The sequence below is a fragment of the Acaryochloris marina S15 genome (assembly GCF_018336915.1).
In the GTDB taxonomy this organism is placed as follows: Bacteria; Cyanobacteriota; Cyanobacteriia; order Thermosynechococcales; family Thermosynechococcaceae; genus Acaryochloris; species Acaryochloris marina_A.
Window position 1 is genome coordinate 206,441 of the sequence record NZ_CP064924.1, and the last position, 23,135, is coordinate 229,575.

General features: G+C 48.3%; 19 protein-coding genes. 10 read left to right on the plus strand and 9 right to left on the minus strand.

What is annotated here, in order from left to right; genetic code table 11:
* Positions 1–33 precede the first annotated feature (33 nt).
* Positions 34–390, minus strand: coding sequence for a hypothetical protein (locus tag I1H34_RS28000; RefSeq protein WP_212666633.1), 357 nt, complete (start codon positions 388–390; stop codon positions 34–36).
* 20 nt (positions 391–410) lie between these two features.
* Positions 411–2,129: a type IV secretory system conjugative DNA transfer family protein gene (locus tag I1H34_RS28005; protein WP_212666634.1), complete on the minus strand. Its 1,719-nt coding sequence runs from the start codon at positions 2,127–2,129 to the stop codon at positions 411–413.
* 147 nt (positions 2,130–2,276) lie between these two features.
* Between I1H34_RS28005 and I1H34_RS28010 the strand changes: the two genes are divergently transcribed.
* Positions 2,277–2,855, plus strand: coding sequence for a Uma2 family endonuclease (locus I1H34_RS28010; RefSeq protein WP_212666635.1), 579 nt, complete (start codon positions 2,277–2,279; stop codon positions 2,853–2,855).
* 30 nt (positions 2,856–2,885) lie between these two features.
* The gene (locus I1H34_RS28015; RefSeq protein WP_212666636.1) at positions 2,886–3,488 is read left to right on the plus strand and encodes an SMI1/KNR4 family protein; all 603 of its coding nucleotides are present in this window, start codon (positions 2,886–2,888) and stop codon (positions 3,486–3,488) included.
* Between the two features lie 22 nt (positions 3,489–3,510).
* Here the strand turns inward: I1H34_RS28015 and I1H34_RS28020 are convergent, their stop codons facing one another.
* From I1H34_RS28020 to I1H34_RS28050, 7 genes are all read right to left on the minus strand, one after another.
* Complete coding sequence (locus I1H34_RS28020; RefSeq protein WP_212666637.1) at positions 3,511–4,701, minus strand: phosphatidylserine decarboxylase; 1,191 nt, start codon at positions 4,699–4,701, stop codon at positions 3,511–3,513.
* A 628-nt stretch (positions 4,702–5,329) separates the two neighbouring features.
* Positions 5,330–5,776, minus strand: a complete 447-nt coding sequence (locus I1H34_RS28025; protein ID WP_212666638.1) for a hypothetical protein — start codon at positions 5,774–5,776, stop codon at positions 5,330–5,332.
* 207 nt (positions 5,777–5,983) lie between these two features.
* Complete coding sequence (locus I1H34_RS28030) at positions 5,984–6,805, minus strand: ankyrin repeat domain-containing protein (RefSeq protein WP_212666639.1); 822 nt, start codon at positions 6,803–6,805, stop codon at positions 5,984–5,986.
* 4 nt (positions 6,806–6,809) lie between these two features.
* Positions 6,810–6,965, minus strand: a complete 156-nt coding sequence (locus I1H34_RS28035; RefSeq protein ID WP_212666640.1) for a hypothetical protein — start codon at positions 6,963–6,965, stop codon at positions 6,810–6,812.
* A 341-nt stretch (positions 6,966–7,306) separates the two neighbouring features.
* A complete protein-coding gene (locus tag I1H34_RS28040; protein ID WP_212666641.1) occupies positions 7,307–8,164 on the minus strand; it encodes an SDR family oxidoreductase in 858 nt (285 codons plus the stop codon).
* A 129-nt stretch (positions 8,165–8,293) separates the two neighbouring features.
* On the minus strand, positions 8,294–8,635 hold the full coding sequence (locus I1H34_RS28045) for a DUF3768 domain-containing protein (protein WP_212666642.1): 342 nt from the start codon (positions 8,633–8,635) through the stop codon (positions 8,294–8,296).
* Between the two features lie 68 nt (positions 8,636–8,703).
* Complete coding sequence (locus tag I1H34_RS28050) at positions 8,704–8,892, minus strand: hypothetical protein (protein WP_212666643.1); 189 nt, start codon at positions 8,890–8,892, stop codon at positions 8,704–8,706.
* Between the two features lie 407 nt (positions 8,893–9,299).
* On the opposite strand from I1H34_RS28050, the gene I1H34_RS28055 reads away from it, so the two are divergent.
* The 8 genes from I1H34_RS28055 (at position 9,300) to I1H34_RS28090 (ending at position 23,049) form a co-directional block, all read left to right on the plus strand.
* Positions 9,300–9,521, plus strand: a complete 222-nt coding sequence (locus I1H34_RS28055; RefSeq protein WP_212666644.1) for a helix-turn-helix domain-containing protein — start codon at positions 9,300–9,302, stop codon at positions 9,519–9,521.
* Between the two features lie 506 nt (positions 9,522–10,027).
* A complete protein-coding gene (locus I1H34_RS28060) occupies positions 10,028–13,531 on the plus strand; it encodes a hypothetical protein (protein ID WP_249370258.1) in 3,504 nt (1,167 codons plus the stop codon).
* A gap of 221 nt (positions 13,532–13,752) precedes the next feature.
* Entirely contained in the window at positions 13,753–16,149 is a 2,397-nt protein-coding gene (locus I1H34_RS28065) for a type I restriction-modification system subunit M (protein ID WP_212666645.1), read from the plus strand.
* On the plus strand, positions 16,146–17,186 hold the full coding sequence (locus I1H34_RS28070; protein WP_212666646.1) for a PDDEXK nuclease domain-containing protein: 1,041 nt from the start codon (positions 16,146–16,148) through the stop codon (positions 17,184–17,186). The genes I1H34_RS28065 and I1H34_RS28070 overlap by 4 nt, the downstream gene beginning before the upstream one ends.
* Positions 17,183–18,496: a restriction endonuclease subunit S gene (locus I1H34_RS28075; RefSeq protein ID WP_212666647.1), complete on the plus strand. Its 1,314-nt coding sequence runs from the start codon at positions 17,183–17,185 to the stop codon at positions 18,494–18,496. The genes I1H34_RS28070 and I1H34_RS28075 overlap by 4 nt, the downstream gene beginning before the upstream one ends.
* On the plus strand, positions 18,493–21,624 hold the full coding sequence (locus I1H34_RS28080) for a type I restriction endonuclease subunit R (RefSeq protein ID WP_212666648.1): 3,132 nt from the start codon (positions 18,493–18,495) through the stop codon (positions 21,622–21,624). Before I1H34_RS28075 ends, I1H34_RS28080 begins: the two co-directional genes overlap by 4 nt.
* Before the next feature lie 15 nt (positions 21,625–21,639).
* Positions 21,640–22,362 (plus strand): M48 family metallopeptidase, encoded by a 723-nt coding sequence (locus I1H34_RS28085; RefSeq protein ID WP_212666649.1) that lies wholly within the window; start codon positions 21,640–21,642, stop codon positions 22,360–22,362.
* Between the two features lie 222 nt (positions 22,363–22,584).
* On the plus strand, positions 22,585–23,049 hold the full coding sequence (locus tag I1H34_RS28090; RefSeq protein WP_212666650.1) for a hypothetical protein: 465 nt from the start codon (positions 22,585–22,587) through the stop codon (positions 23,047–23,049).
* The last annotated feature ends 86 nt before the right edge of the window (positions 23,050–23,135 follow it).

The following is a 23,135-nucleotide window of genomic DNA, read 5'->3' on the forward strand; positions in this document are numbered from 1 at the left end:
GCATTCTTGATGCCCGTAGTAATGTACCGCCAGCTATCTTTCCTGCTGTCTGTCGATACTCGGATCCCGTTGGGGTGAGCTGGGGAACTGGTCTACGGCATTGGAAATCTGGGCCTTACGCACAATCAAGGACTCCGCTTTCTTAACGTCACCCCCTTGAGCTTCAACGGCATCGAGAAACCCCGTCTGCTTGATTGCCCCTGATAGTTCTTTTGGGCTGAAACCTCGCTGTTGACCTTCCTTTGCCACTTGCACCGCTTGCTTAAAGGTTGCGGTCACATTGGGGGGTCTCAAAAAGTTGGATTGGATTGCCCTGCTGAGTATGGCTTGCGTGAGTTCTTTACTTGCCCCCAGCATTTCTCTGAAATCTTGGTCGTCTGATGATGACATGGCTATCTTCCTCGATAAAGTTATACAGAATCTACTGCTGCTTTCCGTTCGCTCAGAGTTTCCGATTTATGGAGCTTCTCTAACTCAGCCCCCGTGGGTAACATCGACTCTGCAATGTCCGCACGTTCACTGACGACGTATTCTGGTGTGATGCCTAGATCTCTCGACTGGCGACAGTACAGCAGAAACGGGTGGATGTGAGAGTACCAAAGCGTTTTATTCTCTTCTCTCAAGGCTTCATCGTTTTTGTTGAGTGGAACTTTCAGGCGATGTGCCCGTTGCTTCCAACCAGGGGATTGGATTAGACATTCTCCAGGTTCAAATGTATCAATCTCATCTGCTGTGATAAGTGGGACTTTGCGATGTTGCTCGGAGCGGTTGCGACTACTGCCTGAACGACTGTTATGCCCCGTGGAGCGGGTCTTGTAGACTTCCGTGAAAGTCCCTAGGGAGTCGCTCAAGCTCTTATCAGTGGAATGATGGCCTGTGCGAAAGTGGATTCTCGTGCCAAGAGAACTGAGAATTGACATGGCATGGTCCCTTGTATACCTCAAGTTGATCTGAGCATCACTCTGATAGGACAGGAGACAGCACATTCCATACTCTCGGTACAAGTTAATCCACCGCTCAATATCTGGCAGACGAATTGAGGTGAATTCATCCAAGCATAGAAACAGAGGCCGATCCCGACTCACTTCTGCGTTCAGGTTGTGCCGCATCAACATATGAATGACTGCGGCACATAAGGGCGAGGTCGTACTCTCAGCGTTCTCATCAATTTGCACCCATACGATCTGTTTACCTGGGAGGTCCAGTGGAATCGTGGAGCTGGTAATAGAAGGGATAACACTGGCATCCATCAGCGCTTGGAAGTTCGTAACCGCTGTGCCCACAATCCCCCCAGCGGTTTTCTCTGCTTTGGAGACGGACCTTAAACCCAGTGCCGCTTGGTTAGCCCAAAAGTCTAAGTCACCCTCTAAGTCAAATTGACCATATTGGTGGGCCGCGAGTAGCCGTTGGGGAAGGTCTTCTAAGCTGAGGAATCCCCAGGCTGAGACGAGATCTTGATAGACATGGCTTTTGGCGAGTAGGAAGACGGTCTTGAGCAAGCTATCGCCTTGGGGACCAAAGAACCCATCTTTGCGACTTCCCGGTACTTCAAAGTTAGCGTTGATGGTCTTTGCAAGTTCCAGGGCTTCTTTTGAGCCACCCCGTTCTGGAATGAAGTCTAGGAGATTGAGGCTATCCGTGTGAGCTTTGCCAGGACAGAAAAAATACTGCTGATACCCCAATCGTTGGGCAAGGGCGGCATGTCGCTTTTGCAAGCTTCCTTTGATGTCGTAGATGATGGCTGTGAAGCCTTGGCGAAGGATATCATCAATACAATTTTCGACGACACTTTTGGTCTTGCCATAGCCACTCGCTCCAATCACGCTAATTCCAGGCTGGCAGTCCGTGAGGATGAGCTTCCGATCACTCCCCAGGCTCAAGGAGCATCCATCTACTGTGGCATCTCGGATCTGTTTGAGTCCTCGCCATCGGGCTTTGCGAATTTCTCCAGGGGTGGCAAATCGGGCATCGCGTTTACTCCGTCCATGACCATTCTTGCTGTCAAGGATAGTCGCAAGGAGGAGGAGGAACCCGATCATGCCCAAGAGCCAGGGCAAGGGACTGCTCAACAACGGCCCCAGATCCACGGGGGGCTGTGTGGGTTGAGGTTGATTTGTCTGGGTTTGCATGTTGCTTACCGCAATTTAGGTACGTAGTAATGTACCGCCATGCAATTTTTGGGGTGGGTTAGGGAGAGTAGAAGTATTGAAACTGAGGCAACAAGCTAAAGTAGGATTGAATCTCAAGCTAAGTCCTTCAAAGAATGGGGAAGTGTCGTGACAGCCTATACTATTGACTTCAGCCCGATTACAACTCTCTCGGATGATCAGTTTGACCTCCTCTGTAAGGCAAATCCTGAAATTAAGTTTGAGCGCACCCCAACTGGAGAACTTGTCATCATGCCACCGACTGGCGGGGAAACGGGCAGAGGAAATGCAAAACTTACCTCCCGATTCGTTGTTTGGAGTGAACGATATGGCCTTGGTGAAGTCTTTGATTCATCCACCTGTTTCAGAATTCCAGGTGGTGGAGATCGGTCTCCTGATGTAGCGTGGGTAGAAAAGTCCCGCTGGGATAGCCTCACACTAGAACAACAGCGCAAATTCCCGCCAATCTGCCCTGACTTCGTTCTAGAATTGCTTTCACCCAGCGATAACCTCACTATGGCTCAGCGGAAGATGCAGGAGTATCTAGCCTGTGGGATACGGCTAGGATGGCTCATCAACCCGGAAGACAAGCAGGTGGAGATTTACCGGCCAGGGCAGGATGTTGAGGTGCTGCAAACTCCCAGTACGGTTTCTGGAAAAGAGGTGTTGCCAGAATTCAACCTCAATCTGGGATGGATTTGGGGTTAGAGTTCTGAAATAGATAAAGAGAGGATCCAAATGATCGCTGAAAGCTGGGAGAAGATAATTGAGTGGGGAAATCGAAATGCCCCAGAAATGCTCACAGATCTTAATCCCGGAGCGTCAGAGGAGCAGATTGCAGTATTGGAAGTAGAACTCGGTCAATCAATCCCAGCAGACTTTCGTGAAAGCTTGCTAATTCACAATGGTGAGAGTGACGGATGGCCTTGTAAAGTATTTGCTGATTATGGTGCTTACCTTGGAACCGAAGGCATTCTTGAAAATTGGAAGCAGAGAAAACAAATTGCTGCTGAAATCGAGAATTATATGGATGAAATGCCTGATCCAGAACAACAAATTCGGGATGGCATCATTACTGTTGAAGGACCAGTGCGACCAAAGTTATTTTTGAAGGACTGGATTCCGATCATGGACAGTAACGGTGATGTTTTTTGGGCATTGGACATGAACCCGGCAGAAGACGGAATTCCGGGTCAGGTTATTGCGGTTGATTTGGAAGGCTGTTCGTGGATGGTCGTCGCAGATTCTTTCGGATCATTTATTCGTGATTACGCCCAAGCATTGAAGGATGGAGCGTACCGAGTGGTTGATGGACAGCCGACCAAGGAGGAAGAAGAATAAACACGTTGATTTGAGTGGTATTTCACCTCTTATTGCAAGTAGCAATCGTTGTACCGTAGTGGCGATATTGGTTGCTGGTATAAATCTGGGGATTCGTACCTTCTTGGAACAGAACAATGATGTCAGATCCTCCAAAGAGGAAGTAACCAAACTCATCACCTTTGAGCATATTGTTACCAACGGTGGCTGTCATATTTACGGATGAAACCTGACACATGCCAACGGGAATAACTGCCACAATGCCGACGTCACCGAATGCAGAACCCGTCGTGTCAATGGTCACAATTCCACGAGCTTGGGCAAACTCATACCCCCCTTTGGAACTGTCAGGAGCATCAAATTGGTTGCCAGACAGATTCACATCCAGGTAAACAAGCCCCTTCACTGCACGACACTCGCGCAACAGACCCGCGACGGGCGTATGGAAACGGTGGTATGAGTAGGGGCCGAGAAAATAGTGGACGAATGTTCCATTGGCAAATGCGTCTGCATAAGGACTGCCGTGGAGGAGATCCTCGATACTGGCGAATTTATGAGTCTTCTTAATTGTGATTTCCGGGATCTTGGAATCTGGCCCAATAGGAAACATATTACGGTAGGTGCAGTCTGCTGGCGATGTAATGACCGAATTGTCAGCAGGGCTAGCAATTGGGCGTAAACCAGGATTCAGTTCCCGTGCGAAGAACTGATTAAAAGTCAGCCAGCCACTCGGGGAATTAGGCCGACCATTCACCATTGAATCCCCTACCCTATACTTGGGTGAGTCTTTAATGAATGACTCTAAAACATTCTCGTTAAAAGATTCGATTGTATCGAGGAAGCTACCCCACAAGTTGGCATAAGCAATCAGCCACTGACTAAACCACTCGTTGTTCTCGACGATCTTGCTATCAGTACCAACCTTTTGGTCAATCAGCCAATAGAAGTGGCAGAGGCGATCATAGACTTCCTGCTGCTCATCGGTACCTGGGGCTGTCCATGCTTTATCGGTGCTTTGCTGAGGAATCCACTGCGAAAACTCTTTCAGGTAAGTGAGATACTCAGGGATCTCCACTGGCCAAGAAAGCGCATCGAAAAGAACAGGGTCGAGTCCTGCTTGTGCTGACGCCTTTGCTAATTGCAATGATTCTTTAAGCAGCTTGGCTAAATCATGATCCTTTTCCAGCTTTGCAGCCAATTCTGCAATGGGATTAGTTGAAGTGGTTAATGCCATAATTTACCCCCTGCTTGATGTTGCCTGTTCAGACAGCCAACTTAGCTTAGTGCATAACTTTAAAGCCTATAAAAGGGTAAATAATCTTCGTACTTGGACTCGTTGATTCCTACCCTGCATCCCCGACCTCGTAACGTATTCATCGTCGGCAATTTCCTCAGCAATTCCTGAGTCGGTTGGATACCCAAATCAAGTGAGCATTTCGGGCACAGCCATTTGAAATTTGTCTGAATGGAATTGCCTATGGGTAAGGCCGCGATTGCAACCTTGACCTCACGACATTTACAGCAGTGATTCAAATGAGGTGTTTTCAGTAGATAGAATCCTGCCTTCTTCTGCACATTCCAATCTCCAAGGTTGATCCGGGTCGGCATACTAATTTTGGTTTGCATGGTAAATTCTCCATTGAGAAATGGAAGCAATAGCTGCTTCAACTGAGGGCAATTCCTTTAACCGAGAGCCGCCTTTTTATTGGTCTATTTGCTCAGCAGCAAAAGATTGATAAACATCGAACAGATTATTTTGCTGCCGTGGTAAATTCTGGAGCGATTGTGGACACCAATCATCTCAGGGCGATTTGCGCATTCCATGTCGCCCCTTCCCCTACCCCTACCCCTAACCAATCACCTCAAATCCCAAATTTCTTCTGAGTGGCGATGAACAAAGTGCTGGCCGCACACTTTATGGTCTCCTCACTTGCCCTATGCTTCTCTAGTTCCCTGGAGGCTTCCTGATAACAGAAGGAATACAGGGCTGCTCGGTGGGTGATGTAGCTGGCAATCGCATTCTTGGCCTCTCCATCCAGCTCTCCATCATCTAGAGGCACATCCTCAACCACTGGGACCTGACCTGGAACTAGGGCTTGCTCAACCAGGCTATATTTGCCTTTGCCATCTTTGGCAATCTGGATGGTTTGGCCTCTACGGAGAGCAAGCAAAGCTACATCACCGGGCGGTCCCCATAACTTGGCTTCTTCGCCATTGTTTACTTTGATTTTGGCGTTGAGGCGGGGACCATACTGGGTATCCCATTCTTTAGCAGGAAAAAGGACTTGTGCGGTCAATACCTGGGTCATTGTTTTACTCCTTGCAATGCATCCACTAGAGACAGGATTGGGAGAATGGAAACGGGCATAAGGGTTTCCTCCTGTAGATACGCGAAACCCCCGACGCATAGGCCAGGGGTGCTTTTAGAAATGAGTTTTAGGTGGGAAGTGGGTTGCTATCCCAATTGCTTCCTGATCGAAGAACACACAACTTTGGATTGCTCCCATACGTTGGGTTTACAGACTCCCCTTGTTCATACGCTTGGTCAACCATGCGGCGACCTCCGTGTTCCCTGCATTCTCTGCATACCAAGCAGCCGTTATTTGGCTATCATCATGGTCGCACCGATTAACATCAGCACCAGCTTCTACCAAGTGTTGCACAATTGCCAGATTGCCCATGCCTGCAGCCGTCATGAGAAGTGTCTCGTTCTCTTCAGGGCATTCAGGCGGTAGACCATATCGGAGCAATAGATCCACTAAGCTAAGACTATTCCTCCTGATGGCATTGAGTAAATGGGTGGAGGTTGAGGGCATGTTGCGTTCAAGCAAAAGTTCTAACATTGGTGCATTATTATTCGCTATCTGACGCCCTACTAAATCGACACGAAAACTGGATAAGACCTCTAAGTCTCGATCTGATTCAAGGAGCTTCAAGGATTGTTCAACTTCACCAGAAAGAATCGCCCGAGCGAGTTGCCCGATGTGTTCACCGTCCTTTCTTGCTCCAGACCGAAGTAACGATGCCTGAATCTTACTCCTTGGGGATTCATCAACTAAAGTGCTGGCTGTCCAGGGTGTCCAGCCGTTTTGATCCTCCAGATTGGGATCAGCACCACATTCCAGCAGTTTGTCTACTGCCCTGAATGACCCTTCGTGGATAGCATGGGTTAGAAGTGTGCTCCCGGCTCGCACGTATCCCCTTGGAGTGCTCCCTTCAGGACAGATTCCATTCGGGTCTGCACCAGCGGCACAAGATTTCGTAATCTGTTGCAGCGCACCGTCTTTCCTAGGTTCCAGAACTGAGCGCAACAATTCCTTATCAGCTTGGGTTGCCATAGGATCAAACTTTGCTCCAATACACCAGCCTCAAATCCATAGCAGCGACATATTCTCTAATGACCGCCCCAAGGCTTTCCTGAGTTTGGGCCTGCTCGAAGTCGATGAGTTGGAAGTTAAGGCCATTCCAAACCATAATTTTGGCAAGATGAATTTTCATGAAAAATAATTTTATCGATTCGGAAGGAAATCCAGATACCAATTCAGGATGCCCACTAGGTCTAGGGAAAAGAAAGAACCCCGACCAGGAGCAGTCGGGGTAATAGGGAGTAGCCGAAGATGGAGCCCTAAAAGCCAATCAATAAGGGGAGCGCACAGAAATCAATGGGGATGAGTATTGTTGAGCGCTAACTTTTCTATGGCTATTAAGTTACATCTCTAGCCAAAATCAAGTTGTAAATTTGGGTACAGATTGCAAAATTCTGGGCTAAAAGAGGGAAAGAGAAGAAAAAGTTGGGGGGAGGGGGGGTAGGGCAGCAGATCCATATTGAAACTAAACCACTAGCTCAGAAATGCTTCAATCACCTTGGCTTGTTGCTTCTTACCATCAGGATCAAGGCCCGTCTTCAGACTGGCAAATTCTTCGCCCCACTGGGATGTCCTTGTGCGAATGGGTGGCTCTTCCGATTCTATACAATCCATGACAACAGCAGCCACTTCATCAGGTGTTTGGTATATATCCGAGCCAGCCTGACGGTTCTGCGCTCCACCAATATACTTTTGCAGGATTGGGGAGTATTCATCATCCAACATGCCACCCGTTTCTTCAATTTTCTTAAGGGCATTAGCCGCAAATTCAGAGCTAATGCCACCGGGTTCAACGGTCGTAAAATTAATGCCAAAACCTGGCGTGACATAGGAAGCCAGGGATTCCATATAGCCTTCTACCGCAAACTTGGCACCACAGTAAATTTCGTTAAATGGCTGACCGACCAGACCACCGACAGAAGAAACGGTGATGATGTGGCCGCTACGCTGTTTACGCATATGTGGAATCACAGCCTTTGTGCAACGCACAACACCCATGAAGTTTACATCCATGACCCATTGAATATCTTCTTCGCTAGCCTGTTCTGTTGAGCGAATAAAACCTGCACCTGCATTGTTAATCAGCACATCGATCTGACCTTCCTGAGCCATAATCTGATCAACCACCGCGTTTACAGTTGTTGTGTCTTGAACATCAAGTCGCAGGACTTCAAGCGAGACTCCCGCTGCTGCTGCTGCGGCATCAAGGACATCACGCTTCTTGAGATTTCGCATAGTTGCAAATACCTTGTGTCCCGCCTGGGCAGCTTGCACTGCGATGCTGATACCAAGGCCAGTGGACGTACCTGTAATCAGGATTGTTTTGGGCATGAGGGGATACCTTCAATAGTTTCTGGCTAAAGGGATTGCATTGATTTTAGAAGACATGGGTTTTCTCCCAAAAAGGACATGGCAAAGCATCCCAGCCCGAAAGCCAGGGTGCAGCGGGAGGAGACGCTATTACTCGCTGGAGTGCATCAGCGTTAGAACCCTGGTTGTTTTCGTTAAATCCCCTGAGTCTTCTGAACCATGAATCAGGTTCGGGGCATAGTAATCGATTTTGAAGTTGTAGACTTCACCCTTAAATTCGATGCACCCAAAATTATGCTCTCCTCGTGGGTCATTACTGAGATTGAAATCATCGAACGTGCGGACCAGCCTGAAGAGTTCCTGCTGATCGTCGGAGGAAAGACCATCAACTCTTGGGGTGGTGAAGATTCGACCAAGAGAATGATTGCCTTGGCGAAATTCATCATTGAATTGGGCGATGGTGGATACTTGAGTTGCTTCGATAGTTGCCATGATGTTGAGTCCTCTGAAATTATCTGAAACGAGCCAGGGGCAAGGGTGCCCCTCTGCGTTATCTGGATCTAATTCCAGGTATCCTCTGGATGAACATCAGGGACGAAATGGCGTGAGTCTCCAGAATCCAAAGGTTGGTGTTGGTAGCCGTCTTGGGTCGGGATATTGAGATGCTGCTTGGGAGCAATCCAAGTCTGCTCGTATCGCTCATAGTCAGTTTTTGTTTGCCAAGCTTCGGTTAGAGTATCGGTTAACATTTTAGTTACCTCGTATTGTTTGTACGTGGACAGAGCCGCTGAGGATCTGCCAGGAAAGTCAGCGGCTCTTTTGAATGAAAGTTTTTTGAAATCATTTCAGTTTGTAGCACTGAAGGGCATCGGGCTATCCCCGGTGGCTGCGGTATCAGCAGTTTGACCAGCACTCAGCAGAACTCGCTTATTCAGTTGTCTGTTTGGGTAAGGGAACTTTTTGTTCGAGCGGTGTGTTCAACCGCTTATGCATACATAATACACTTAAATTTGTGTGTAGTAAATATATTCTTGTGTATTAATATATTTATATACAATCTATACACATCTAAATATCATTTATTAGCACTTTTCTTGTGTGCTATCCTCATAGCTAAATATGGACACTACAAGATATTTATAAGAAGGAGTTTCTTATGGTTATTGCAGAGTTGGTTAAATGGAAGTTACGAGCGATCATGGCTGATCGCCAAATCACTAACGCAGATCTAGCCCAAAGGGTTGGACTTCATGTAAATACCATCAGTAAATGGAAAAACGTGAATGAAATGCCTAGGATTAGTGGCCCTGAGTTAGATGAACTCTGTGCTGCATTGCAATGCACAGTCTTAGATCTTCTTGGAGAAGGTAAAGTTTAGCTTTTATCTTTCTCTTCTCTTTCTTCTGAAGAAGTAATTTCAGAATTTGCATACCATCCTTCCAAGATATGCAAGATGCAAAAAATAACTCTATCTAAATCTCTGTCCTAATGTTCGCTATGTAAGTTTTAGGAATAAAAACTTACCATCAACAAATAGCAGTGAGATATTTACCCAATAAGACTCTGAACGCATTCTTGAAACATCTCCACACTTATCCCCAGAAGCGTTCAATACAAAGTTATTCCAAGGTGAAAGTGAGGTGAAAGCCATGTAAGCCCATTAAACGTAAAAAACCCCACTGCTTGTAACAGTAGGGCTTTTAAGCGTCCAAGCACTCCCAATATTTCGAGGAACTCGAACTCAATGCTATTTGACTGAGCATGGTTTGGGTCTCCAAAGGAGCCGTATGTCCATCTTAGCTCAAGATACATGCTGGTCAAGATTGCTATGGGCAATTTCTGACCAAATGGCTCCCTACGTCACATTTCTAGGGAACCCCAATCATGCCCACACACCACTCATCCCAATCCTTCACTCCCACCCGCAAGGGCAACCCTTGCAACCTCTGCGGGGATATCCAAGGCAAGTGTAGACAGACCAATAAACTCAACCTCTGCATGACCCTCTCAGGTCAGATTGCTGGCTATCGCTACCTGGGCCAGTCCAAAGATGGACTCTGGGGTAAGTACGTCCTCGATGACGGGCAAGATCTCAGCCAGGAAGACCGGGAACGTCTATGGCAAGAGCAACGCATACTCAGAGAGCAACGTGCCCAAGCTGAGGCTCAACGCCATGCCCAATCCCTCCCTGCTCCTGAACGAGATCGTCTCTATCGCCAGCTCCTAGGCCAACTTACCCTCCACCCTGCGGATCGGGCAGACTTGCATCGTCGTGGATTTACCAATGAGCAAATCGAAGACTGGGGGGTGAAGTCCGTTGAACAGTGGCAACCGCTCACTATCGAACTGCCCCATACCTTGCCAGGGGTAAACCTAGATGGGAAGTCGCTCAATACTCCAAGACCGGGGTATCTCTGCCCCATCTTAAATACAGACGGTCTGATTGTCGGTTTCCAAGTTAGATCTCGTGACTCCAAGAATAGACTTAAATACTACTGGCTTACCGGGAAGACCAAGAAACGACCCAACGGACCTACGCCACACCTCCCCACTGGTGAACTACCCCTAGCAGTCCACCAACCAGAGCAGCCCCAAAGTGATGCCATCGCACTTGTTGAGGGAACTGGGGCTAAACCTCACCACCTCGCTCAGCGACTGGGACTCATCACCATCGGCGCGGCTGGTGGTTTATTTGCAGCATCCCCTGAAACCCTGAAAGCAGCTCTGGTTCAGTTCGGCACAACCACTATTGAGTTCTACCCAGATGCAGGGGCGATTCAGAACAAGTCAGTGTTGCGACAATACCGGGCAACTTGGGAACTTCTCAAAGATTGGGGCTACAGTGTCAGGGTCGCATGGTGGAAGCAAACAGATAAACGCATCCATCTTGACATCGATGAGCTGGAAGACCTTAGTCAGATTCAGTATTTGTCAGTGGCTGACTTTAAACGGATTGCAGCCCAGTGCAATCAGCTATTGCACAAGCTCCAAGACGCTCTCACAGCTTTTACCCATCCTTTATCGACCGCTCAAGGGTTTGCTAATTCTAATGAACAACAAACCCAGACCCCTAACCCTTGCGGAACGAAGCGAACTGCATCATATGACGAAAGTGCTGAAATACTACCTACAGCAAGTCGTCGAGTTAGACGATCCCATCCCCGTGTTGCACGACTGCTTAGAACCCATCGCAGACAGCAACATGTTTCCAGACTTCGACTGGAGAACTATCGAAGGCGCATTAGAAGACGTTCTGCAACATCGACAGACCATTCAGGGAGCAGCATCCATAGCCGCGCTGAAGATAACGGGACTCTCGATACAGCAACGTCTCTAGTCCACGAATACGAACCGGGCCAACGACTCCAGACCTGGCAAACTATCAGCGCATCAGGGTTTCCCTATATCCTCGACCAGTCCCAACCGGGTACAGGCAAAAGCTATGACTCTGGGAAGATTAACCCCATTGATTTCAAGGTATCTCAGGTCATCTACCTGTCAGACCAACACCGCAATCCCACCGTACCAACCCTAGAACGCAGTAACAGCTGGTGTGACTTAGAAGCTCGGCATGGGGGGCTAAGTCGGGTCGGTAATCGACTCCAGCGTTCTGCTAAGGGCGATGCCTATTCGGTACCTGCCAACTGTAGTCGGATTGGAGTCTTGAATGCCCTGCGGGACAAGAATATCCCCGGTGCAGATACAGCCAGTCTCATCTGTGGAACCTGCACTGCTCGGGAAGCCTGCATCAATGCAGAGGGACCGGGGTATGGATACTTGAACCAGCGGCGTACTGTCTTGGGTTCACCTCTATTAAGGGCACACCCTGATAGCTTGCCTGACCCAGAAGACTACCCCCTAGAAGAAGCTTTGCTGATTTGGGATGAGCCAGGGCAGAACTTCCAGGTCAAGCAATCGGTAGTTGTCACCTTCAACGACTTACAGCAGACCATCTCAACACTCATTCTTTATCCCGAAGTGTTTGCCTTAGTGCAGCCCTTGTTAGTAGCACTTCTACCATTATTGGACGGGTCCGAAAACCTGGGAAAATATGGACTGAAGCATCTGGAGGTACAAGCGAAACTCCCCGATATGACTGGGGTAAAGCTAGGAGAAATCGCACAAATCCTCATACCTAGCCTGGGGTTCCTGAATACCACTTCAGACTATGGGGTGGACCTCGCAGACTTACCCAAGCAACTCAGAAAGGCATTCTCTGAACGGGACTCTGAGATGGCAGAACAGGCCAGGGATAAAGTCATCAAGCAATGGCTAGTGCCCCTGATCCGAATACTGCAAGGTAGTGCAGGCTGTATCCAAGTCAGTCACTACGGCCTGATCCTCAACACCCCTAATCCAAGGCACCGGGACTTAGCACATGCAGCCCAAGCCAATGTGTTTCTTGATGCCACGCTATCCCGTGAAGACTTAGCCCTGAAGCTGGGTTGTTCTCCAGATGAAATCCTAGTGGTGCGCCAAGCTGTCCCAGTTACGAACAACCTGGAAATCATTCAGGTCAAAGACATGGGGCGCATGGGCATGAGTCGTGGGGGTGATCAGGTGAAGCGGACTGCGGCTCTGGCTGGACATTACCGGGACATGGATCAAGAAACCACCAGGGTTCTAGATTTCAAGCGATTTGAAGAGGATGGGGCCTGGTGGCGGGATAGCCGAGGGGTCAATGATTTTCTCACCGTGCAGACATTGGTATTGGTAGGCACTCCCTGCCGCAATCTCAATGACCTCGCCGCTGAGTTTGCGATTGTCTGTGGCTATTACCCAGAAGACGATGATCCAGAGTTCACCGCATTTATAGACCGTTCCATCCTCGCAGAAATTCACCAGGCCATTGGACGACTGCGGGCACATCGGCGTCCTGGGGAATCTCTACAAGTGGTGCTGATTTCCAATATTGAAATGGATACCCCCATCCAGGTAGTCCAAGCAAAGGATCTAACGATTGAAGCAGCAAAGAAAACGGAGCGGGTGCAAATCGCTATCGAATCCGCGATTCTCCAGTTGCAGGCTAAAGGCGAGAAAATCACCCAGCAGATCGTTGCGGGCATGACCCAAATCCCAAGGGGCACGATTGCCCGATACTGGCGTCTGTTCAATTCGCTATTAGAAGGTCTAAACAGCAAAATGAACAATTTAAGTAATGGGCAAAATCCAGACCAAGAGACCCATCAAGCGATTGCTGGTGTATTAGATAAGTTGGCGGATCTGCCCATTAATGAGCTGCTACCGAGCCTGAATGAAGTGTTCTTTGACTGGCTCCAACCAAAAGAGTGGGGATCTGTCTGGAATGAGATTAGTGTGCCGGGTCAGATGGCGATTCTAGAAGGGTTAGCAATGACGCTGCCCGTGAAGATGCTGGAGAAGTGTTGAGGGTGCGGTGTCGTTTGCGGAACTGATCAAGACGCTGAATATGCCTGACATTAGCGATTGAGAACTCTTCGGCTTAGAGGCACCAAGTTTTACCGCTGCTTGCCGACAGAATAAAGTCGATCTGGATATTCGAAGATATTTATTGCATACTGCCCTTTTAGGGCTTGTCTGCGGTTCAATATTGAAGGACAAGCTCTAAAAGTGAGTAAATTGGGATCGCTGTGGCATTAAAGAAATCAGAACTTTACAGCTCACTTTGGGCTAGCTGCGATGAGCTGCGGGGTGGCATGGATGCCAGCCAATATAAAGACTATGTATTGGTGATGCTGTTTATCAAGTACGTCAGCGATAAATACGCGGATGTCCCCTATGCTCCAATAACGATTCCACCAGGGGCTAGCTTTGCCGATATGGTCGCTCTTAAGGGCACTAGCAACATTGGTGATGACGTCAATAAAAAGATCATTGGACCACTGGCATCCGCAAATAAGCTGTCCGATATGCCGGACTTCAACGATGCAACGAAGTTGGGCAGTGGCAAAGAGTTAGTGGATCGGCTTACCAACCTGATCGCCATCTTTGAAAATAAAGGGCTGGACTTTAGTAAAAACCGAGCCGATGGGGATGACATTCTCGGGGATGCCTATGAATACCTAATGCGCCACTTTGCGACTGAGAGCGGCAAGAGCAAAGGGCAATTTTATACACCGGCAGAGGTGAGTCGAGTGATTGCCCAGATCATGGGCATCCGGGATACCGAGACCAGTCCCAGTACGACGGTCTATGACCCGACCTGTGGATCAGGGTCGTTGCTACTCAAGGTCAGCGACGAGGCCACTACGTCCGTCTCCCTCTATGGGCAGGAGAAGGATGCGGCGACTTCTGGGTTGGCGCGGATGAATATGATTTTGCATGACAACCCTACAGCGGAGATTAAACAGGGTAATACCCTAGCTAACCCGTTGTATCTGTCAGAACAAGGGGCACTGAAGACCTTTGACTATGTGATTGCCAATCCGCCCTTTAGCGATAAGCGATGGAGTAATGGCGTTTCCCCCGATCAAGATCCCCATGATCGCTTTATCTATGGAATCCCCCCCGATAAACAAGGGGATTATGCCTATCTACTCCACATTGTTAGATCGCTGAAAAGCACCGGCAAGGGAGCCTGCATTTTGCCCCACGGCGTATTGTTCAGAGGCAATGCAGAGGCAGAGATTCGCCGTAATCTGATTCAGCGAGGCTATCTCAAAGGCATTATTGGCCTTCCTGCCAATTTATTCTATGGGACAGGAATTCCGGCTTGCATTGTGGTGATTGATAAGGCCCAGGCCCAAAACAGCCAAGGCATTTTTATGATCGATGCCAGTGCGGGCTTTATGAAAGATGGAAATAAAAACCGACTGCGGGATATGGATATCCATCGGATTGTGGATGTGTTTAATCGCCAGGTTGAGGTGGATAAGTTCTCGCGTCTGGTGCCTTTGGATGAGATTGAGGGCAATGAGTTTAATCTAAATATTCCACGCTATATCGATAGTCAGCAGGCTGAAGATATTCAAGATATTGCGGGACACCTAAAGGGTGGCATTCCTGAAGTGGACGTGGATGCCTTGCAAAAGTACTGGGCCGTTTGCCCCCAGCTCAAACAGGCGCTATTCCAAGAGAATCGTCCAGGGTATTTGGATTTGGCAGTGACCAAGGATGGGATCAAGGCCGCGATCTTTGAGCATCCTGAATTTGTGGCTTTTGTGGAGGAGATGGCAGCGCTGTTTGAGGATTGGCGACAGCGCAGTGTGTTGATGTTGAAGGAATTAGAACTAGGCTGCAAACCGAAAACCGTGATAGGGAAACTGTCAGAGGATTTACTAGAGCATTATGTTGGCAAGGATTTAATCGATCGGTATGACGTCTATCAGCATCTGATGGATTACTGGGCTGAGGTCATGCAGGATGACTGCTATTTGATTGCAGCAGAGGGTTGGCAGGCAGAGACCTACCGCATCATTGAGGTGAACAAGAAGGGGAAAGAGTCCGATAAGGGATGGGCTTGTGATTTGGTGCCCAAAGCGTTGATGGTGGCACGGTATTTCTCGGCAGAGCAGCTTGCCATTGATGAGCAGACGGCGAAACTGGAGTCTCTAACTGCACAGATGACAGAGTTAGAAGAAGAGCATAGCGGGGATGAGGGGGCATTTACTGAGCTGGAGAAGGTGAATAAGGCCAATGTGTCGGCGCGGATAAAGCAGATCAAGGGGGATGCAGAGGCAAAGGCAGAGGAAGCCGTTCTCAAAGCTTGGCTGAAGTTATGCAATCAGCAGGCAGATTTGAAGAAGGCCATTAAGGTGGCTGAAGCGAAGCTAGATCAGCAGGTCTATGACCGCTATCCATTGTTGAGTGAGGCTGAGATTAAGACCCTGGTGGTGGATGATAAATGGCTGGCACGGATTGGGTCGGCTATCGCTGGGGAGATGGATCGGGTTAGTCAAGGGCTGACGCAGCGGGTAAAAGTGTTAGCGGAACGGTATGAGGTGGCATTGCCAGTATTGACAAATAAGGTGACAGATCTAGAAGCAACGGTGGCGGACCATTTGGTAAAGATGGGTTTCAAGCTATGAGTCAAGGACCATTGGTGTTGCCACCAGATTATGGGGATTGGTTAGCCAGTCTGAAGCAGCGCATTCAGAGTGCGAGATCGCGGGCGGTGCTGGCAGCACATTCAGAACAAATTCGTCTCTATCATTCAATTGGCTGCGATATTTTGGAGCGGCAGCGGCAGCAGGGATGGGGTGCGAAGGTCATTAACCGCTTATCGACTGATTTAAGAGAAGCTTTCCCAGAGATGAAAGGGCTTTCAGTCTCAAACCTGAAGTATATGCGCCGTTTTGCTGAGGAGTGTCCGAATTTGCAAATTGGTCAGCAAGCTGCTGACCAATTTCCTTGGTTCCATGTGGTGACTTTGCTGACAAAAGTTGCTGATCCAACAGTCCGGGAGTGGTATGCAGTTCAGGCATTGGATGAGGGCTGGAGTCGTTCGACATTGGAAAAGCAGATTAAGAATCATCTGCATGACCGGCAAGGGGCGGCACTGACCAATTTTGAGCAGCGATTAGCTCAGCCGCAGGCAGATTTAGCGGTGCAGGTACTTAAGGATCCCTATCACTTTGATTTTCTGGGGTTGGGGGATGAGGCTCAGGAACGAGATATTGAAGGGGCATTGGTTCGCCACATTACGCACTTTTTGCTGGAGCTGGGGGCAGGGTTTGCGTTTGTGGGCCGTCAGGTGCGATTGGAGGTGGCGGGGGATGAGTTTTTTATTGATTTGCTGTTCTATCACACGCGACTGAAGTGCTATGTGGTGGTGGAGTTGAAGGCAACGGCGTTTAAGCCAGAACATGCAGGGCAGTTGAATTTTTATCTGAGTGCGGTGGATGCTCAGATGAAGGCGGAGGATGATCGGCCTACGATTGGGTTGCTGTTGTGTAAGACGAAGAATCAGTTGGTAGCTGAGTATGCGCTGTCGGGGATGGAGAAGCCGATGGGGGTGGCGGAGTATGAGCTGGTGAGAGCGTTGCCGGAGCCTTTGGATCGGAGTTTACCGAGTATTGAAGAGATTGAGGCTGAGCTGTCGCGGGAATTGGAGGGGGAAATATGAGTAGTGAGAAATTACCAAAAGGTTATAAGCAGACTGAGGTTGGGGTTATTCCAGAAGATTGGGAATTAGATACGATTGGACAATCTATGCGTCTGATAAATGGACGAGCATTCAAACCAAGTGACTGGACAGATCAAGGTACACCAATTATCAGAATTCAAAATTTAAATGATTCAAATGCTTCCTTTAATTATTGTTCTGACGCCACATACATTGAAGATAAGCATCGACTCGAAGTAGGTGATCTTGTTTTTGCCTGGTCAGGAACCAAAGGGTCATCTTTCGGAGCAAGAATATGGCCTGGGCCATGTGGAGTATTGAATCAGCATATATTTAAGATCATTGCAAATAAGGATAAACTCACACATCAATATGCGTTTCTGACTTTGCTAAAGGTTCAAGAAGATATTGAGAAACATGCACATGGCTTCAAAGCATCATTTGTACATGTTAAAAAGGCAGATTTAGTTGGTGTTCAATTAGCTGTTCCTCCGATAAAAGAACAAAAAGCGATCGCAACTACTCTAAGCGACACCGACGCCCTCATCGAAGCCTTAGAACAACTCATCGCCAAAAAGCGCCACATCAAACAAGGCACCATGCAGGAATTGCTGACAGGCAAGCGGCGATTACCAGGATTTGGGGAGGGGAAAGGTTATAAGCAGACTGAGATTGGGGTTATTCCTGAAGATTGGGATTTAGAAAATTTTGGCAATTTAGTCGATTACACAAAAGGATATGCTTTTAAGTCTGAAGAATATACAGATTGTGGAGTTCGAATCGTCAGAGTTAGTGATACAACTTTTGACACAATTAATAATGATAATGCTGTTTTTATAAATGCTAATTCAGTCTACGAATATAGGAAGTGGAAATTACGAGAGTACGATCTTATTTTCTCGACAGTTGGTTCAAAACCACCGATGTACGACTCTCTAGTTGGGAAGGCAATTTTAGTTACACAGCAGCATGCTGGTAGTTTATTGAACCAGAATGCAGTGTTGATCCGGGCCAAACGATACAGTGCAGAAACTCAGTGTTTTTTGCTGAATCATTTTCGAACCGAAAGATATATAAACTATATTGAAATAATTTTTAGAGGTAATGCTAATCAAGCTAGCATCACGCTAGAAGACTTGTTTAAGTTCAAACTACCTCTTCCCTCTTCAGAAGAACAAGAAGCGATCGCAACCATCCTCTCCGACATGGACACCGAAATCGCCACCCTCGAAGCCAAGCTAATAAAAACCCGCCAACTCAAACAAGGCATGATGCACAACCTACTCACCGGGAGGATTCGCCTCGTATGAGCATCGGCAAACCTGAACGAGTCACCCAGAATCGAGTCGTTGACCTCTTCCGCGACGAACTCAGCTACGACTACCTTGGTAATTGGGAATATCGTGAAAGCAACAGCAACATCGAAGACCCGCTACTGACCAATTACCTCAATCAAAAAGGCTATACCCCCAAGCAAATCAGCTCAGCCCTCTACATTCTGCACATAGAAGCCGATAACCCCAACCGCAGCCTCTACGACAACAACAAAGAGATCTACAGCCTGCTCCGCTATGGCGTCCAGGTCAAACCCAGTGCTAGCGAGAATACCGAAACTGTTCAACTCATCAACTGGGAGAATCCTGAGCAAAACCACTTTGCCATTGCTGAAGAAGTCACCGTCTACGGTAACAAAGAAAAACGCCCCGATATTGTCCTCTACCTCAACGGCATCGCCATCGGCGTTCTAGAACTCAAAAACAGCCGCGTCTCTATTGGTGATGGCATCCGCCAAAGCCTCACAAACCAACGTCCTGAATTCATCGGAGCCTTCTTCAGCACCGTCCAGATCATCTTCGCAGGCAACGACACCGAAGGGCTTCAATACGGTGCAATCGGTACCCCCGAGAAATACTTCCTCAAATGGAAGGAAGACGAACAAGACAACAGCCGTTACAAACTCGACAAGTACCTGCTCAAAATCTGCAACAAACAGCGCCTCCTCGACCTTATCCATAACTTTGTCCTCTTCGACGCAGGTACTAAAAAACTGCCTCGCGTTCACCAATACTTCGGCATCAAAGCCGCCCAAGACCATGTGCGTCGTTCAGAAGGCGGCATCATCTGGCACACCCAAGGCAGTGGCAAAAGCATTACGATGGTCCTCCTCGCTAAATGGACCCTCGCCAATAACCCCAACGCCCGTATCGTCATCGTCACCGACCGTGACGAACTTGATAAACAAATCAAAAACGTTTTCAACGATGCCGGTGAAACCATCTCCCGTACCCGCAGCGGTAAAGACCTGATGGCCCAACTCGGCCAAGCCAAGCCTCGCCTCCTCTGCTCCCTGGTTCATAAATTCGGCAAACGCAACGTCAAAAACTTCGATCAGTTCATCACAGATCTAGAAGCGCAACCCAGTCCCACCGTGGGCGAAGTCTTTGTCTTTGTCGATGAATGCCACCGCACCCAAAGCAAAAGGGGTAAACTCCACCGCACCATGAAAGCCCTGATGCCCGACGCCACCTTCATCGGCTTCACCGGCACCCCCCTCCTCAAAAAAGACAAAGCCACCAGCATCGAAACCTTTGGCAGCTATATCCACACCTACAAGTTCAGCGAAGCCGTTGCTGATGAAATTGTCCTCGATCTAGTCTACGAAGCCCGTGATATCAACCAAACACTCGGTTCTGAAGATAGAGTCGATGCCTGGTTCGAAGCCAAAACCAAAGGTCTCAACGACTGGCAAAAAGCCGCTCTGCGAGAACAGTGGGGCACCATGCAAAAAGTTCTCAGCTCCCGCTCCCGCATGAATCGGGTGGTCAGTGATATCGTCTTCGACTTTGGTGTCAAACCCCGCCTCAGCAATGATCGTGGCAACGCTTTCCTCGTTGCCTCCAGCATCTACGAAGCCTGCAAGTACTACGAACTCTTCCAAAAGACCGTCTTCAAAGGCAAATGTGCCGTCGTCACCTCCTACAATCCCCAAACTAAACACATCACCACTGAAGACACCGGAGCCAACACTGAAACGGATAAAGAGTTTATCTTCAACCTCTACACCGAGCTGCTCACCAACATCACTGCCCAACCCAATAAGACTAAAACCGAAACCTACGAAGACCAATCCAAAGAGCTTTTTAAAGACCAGCCCGCCAACATGAAGCTGCTGATCGTCGTCGATAAACTGCTCACCGGTTTTGATGCCCCGAGCTGCACCTACCTCTACATCGACAAAAGCATGCAGGACCACGGCCTCTTCCAGGCCATCTGTCGTGTCAATCGTTTAGATGGCAATGATAAAGACTTTGGCTACATCGTCGATTACAAAGACCTGTTCCGCAAAGTTGAAAACGCCATCTCGGTCTACACCTCCGACCTCGACCACGGCGACCTCGAAGGCGGTGACTCTGAAATTCTATTGCAAGACCACCTCACCAAAGGTCGCCATCGTCTGGATGATGCCATCGAAGAGATTGTCCTTCTGTGTGAACCGGTCCAACCTCCTCGGGACGAACTCGACTATATCCACTACTTCTGTGGCAATACTGAACTCCCAGAAGACCTCAAACTTCGTGAACCCCAGCGGGTTGCTCTTTACAAAGCCACAGCCGCCCTCGTCCGAGCCTATGCCAACATCGCCGATGCCTTAGAAGCCGCAGGCTACGGCCCAGCGGACATCGCCCGCATCAAAAAACGACTCGATGACACCCTCAACCTCCGGGAAATCATCCGCAAAGCCAGCAATGAAACCATCGATCTCAAAGCCTATGAAGCGGATATGCGCCACCTGATCGACACCTACATCGAAGCCAGTGAATCCCGCAAAATCTCACCCTTCGATGAGATGCCGTTACTAGAGATTATCGCCAAAGTTGGCATCGACAAAGCCATTGATGACCTACCTCCAGGTCTGAAGCGCAATAACCAAGCCGTCGCTGAAACCATTGAGAATAACGTCCGCAGCACCATCGTCCAAGAAAGCCTCCGTGACCCTGCCTACTATGCCAAAATGTCCGCTCTCCTCGACGAGATTATTGAAGCGCGCCAACAGAAAGCGATTGAGTACGAAGACTATTTGCAGCAGGTTGCAGAACTGGTCAAACAAGTGGATGCAGGCCAATCTGAGGATACCCCGGAGCAACTTAACACCCCCGGTCGTCGAGCACTGTATAACCTATTAAGACAAGATGCCCTCGGCATAGGTCCAGAGAATGACTCAGATCCTTCTACCTCCACCGACCAGTCACAGGAAGCCGACCTTCTGGAATGCGTTACCCAAATCGATGAGACGATCAGGAGAGTGCGCCCCGACGCATGGCGAGACAACGGGGGTCCAAAAGAGCAGCAGATTAAAACCGCACTTTATGGGATTCTTCAAGATGTTGATAAAGTTGAACAGATTTTTCTGATTATCAAGGCGCAACTAGAGTATTAGCAGGGTTTGCAGAATATGGATGAAAGACAAACCATCGAACTGGGCGATATCACCGTAGACGTCGTGAAAAAGGACATCAAGAATCTCCACCTCAGCGTCTATCCCCCCAACGGCAATGTGCGGATCTCAGCACCGCAGCGAATGGATCTAGCCACCATCCGCCTCTTTGCTGTCTCTAAACTGCGATGGATTAAACAGGAACAGCGTAAGCAACGCGCTCAAGAACGGGAAGCCCCCCGCGAATACCTCAACCGGGAAAGTCACTATCTGTGGGGCAAACGCTATCTCCTAGACGTAGTGGAGAAGGATGCTCCCCCTAACCTCAATCACAACCATAGCCAAATGACCCTGCAAGTCCGCCCAGGGGCCGATGCCGCTAAGAAGCGTGCCATCATTGATGAGTCCTATCGTCAGCAACTCAAGTCAGCCATCCCTCCCTTGATCGCTAAATGGGAACAGCTTATGGGGGTGACAGTGGCTGACTTCACCGTCAGGAAGATGAAAACTAAATGGGGAAGCTGTAGTCCAGAGTCAAGAACGATTCGGTTCAATCTAGACTTAGCGAAGAAGCCCCCTGCTTTTCTTGAATATGTGGTTGTTCATGAGATGGTTCACTTGTTAGAGCCAACCCATAACTCCCATTTCATCGCATTGATGGATAAATTCATGCCCAAATGGAAGTTTTATAGAGACGTCCTGAACCGTCTGCCCCTCTCTTATAAACGTTGGGACAAGTAGATGATTTTAAGATGATAATATCTCGATAAACAGATAAAAGTAATTTAGATAGTGAAGTTATAAAGAAGAAAATCTAAGTTTAAAAAGAACAAATAAATAGTAAATACTTTCAAGACTGATTTTCTAGAAAACTATATCTGTAGTTCAAATCTCTATTTTTGCGTGGGCACACTATAAATAGAATTCAATATTGACACGATTAAATCTTTTGGAAGAGTAAATATGTCCCCACATAGCGGAAACCTATCTATTGGTGACTGGGTTGTTCTGACTAAGAAGGGTGCTAAAGCACACCGTGAGCATCATCAGAACATGTCGCTTACAACCGGTGCCTTAACTGGTGCTGTTATGCTTCCACTAGCTTTGCCTGGAGGATTTCTTGCTACTATTGGCATTGTCGGTGGCGGTGCTGGTATAGCAGTTGCTGGAACAACTCAGGCTGCGGTAGGAGCAGCAGGTGGAGCAGGAGTTCTATCACATATCAAACGCTATTTGGAGAATCATCCTGAAGCCCAAGCCATCGGGGTAATCAAAGACAAGCAAAGACGTTGGTTTGGACAAGACGGTCACGATTATGAAGTTGTATGGTCGAATGAAGAGCCTCTTGGTAAAAGTAGCTGGCACCTCAGCAAACATTTATTAAAAATTGATCCACCTTCAGGACCATCAGAAATACCTATCACCTAACAGAATTGTGAAAAACTGATCTCTCTTGAATATATATCTCTGTCAGCAGAATTCGGCTGGGTTAGCTCATTAACCCGGAAAACAGA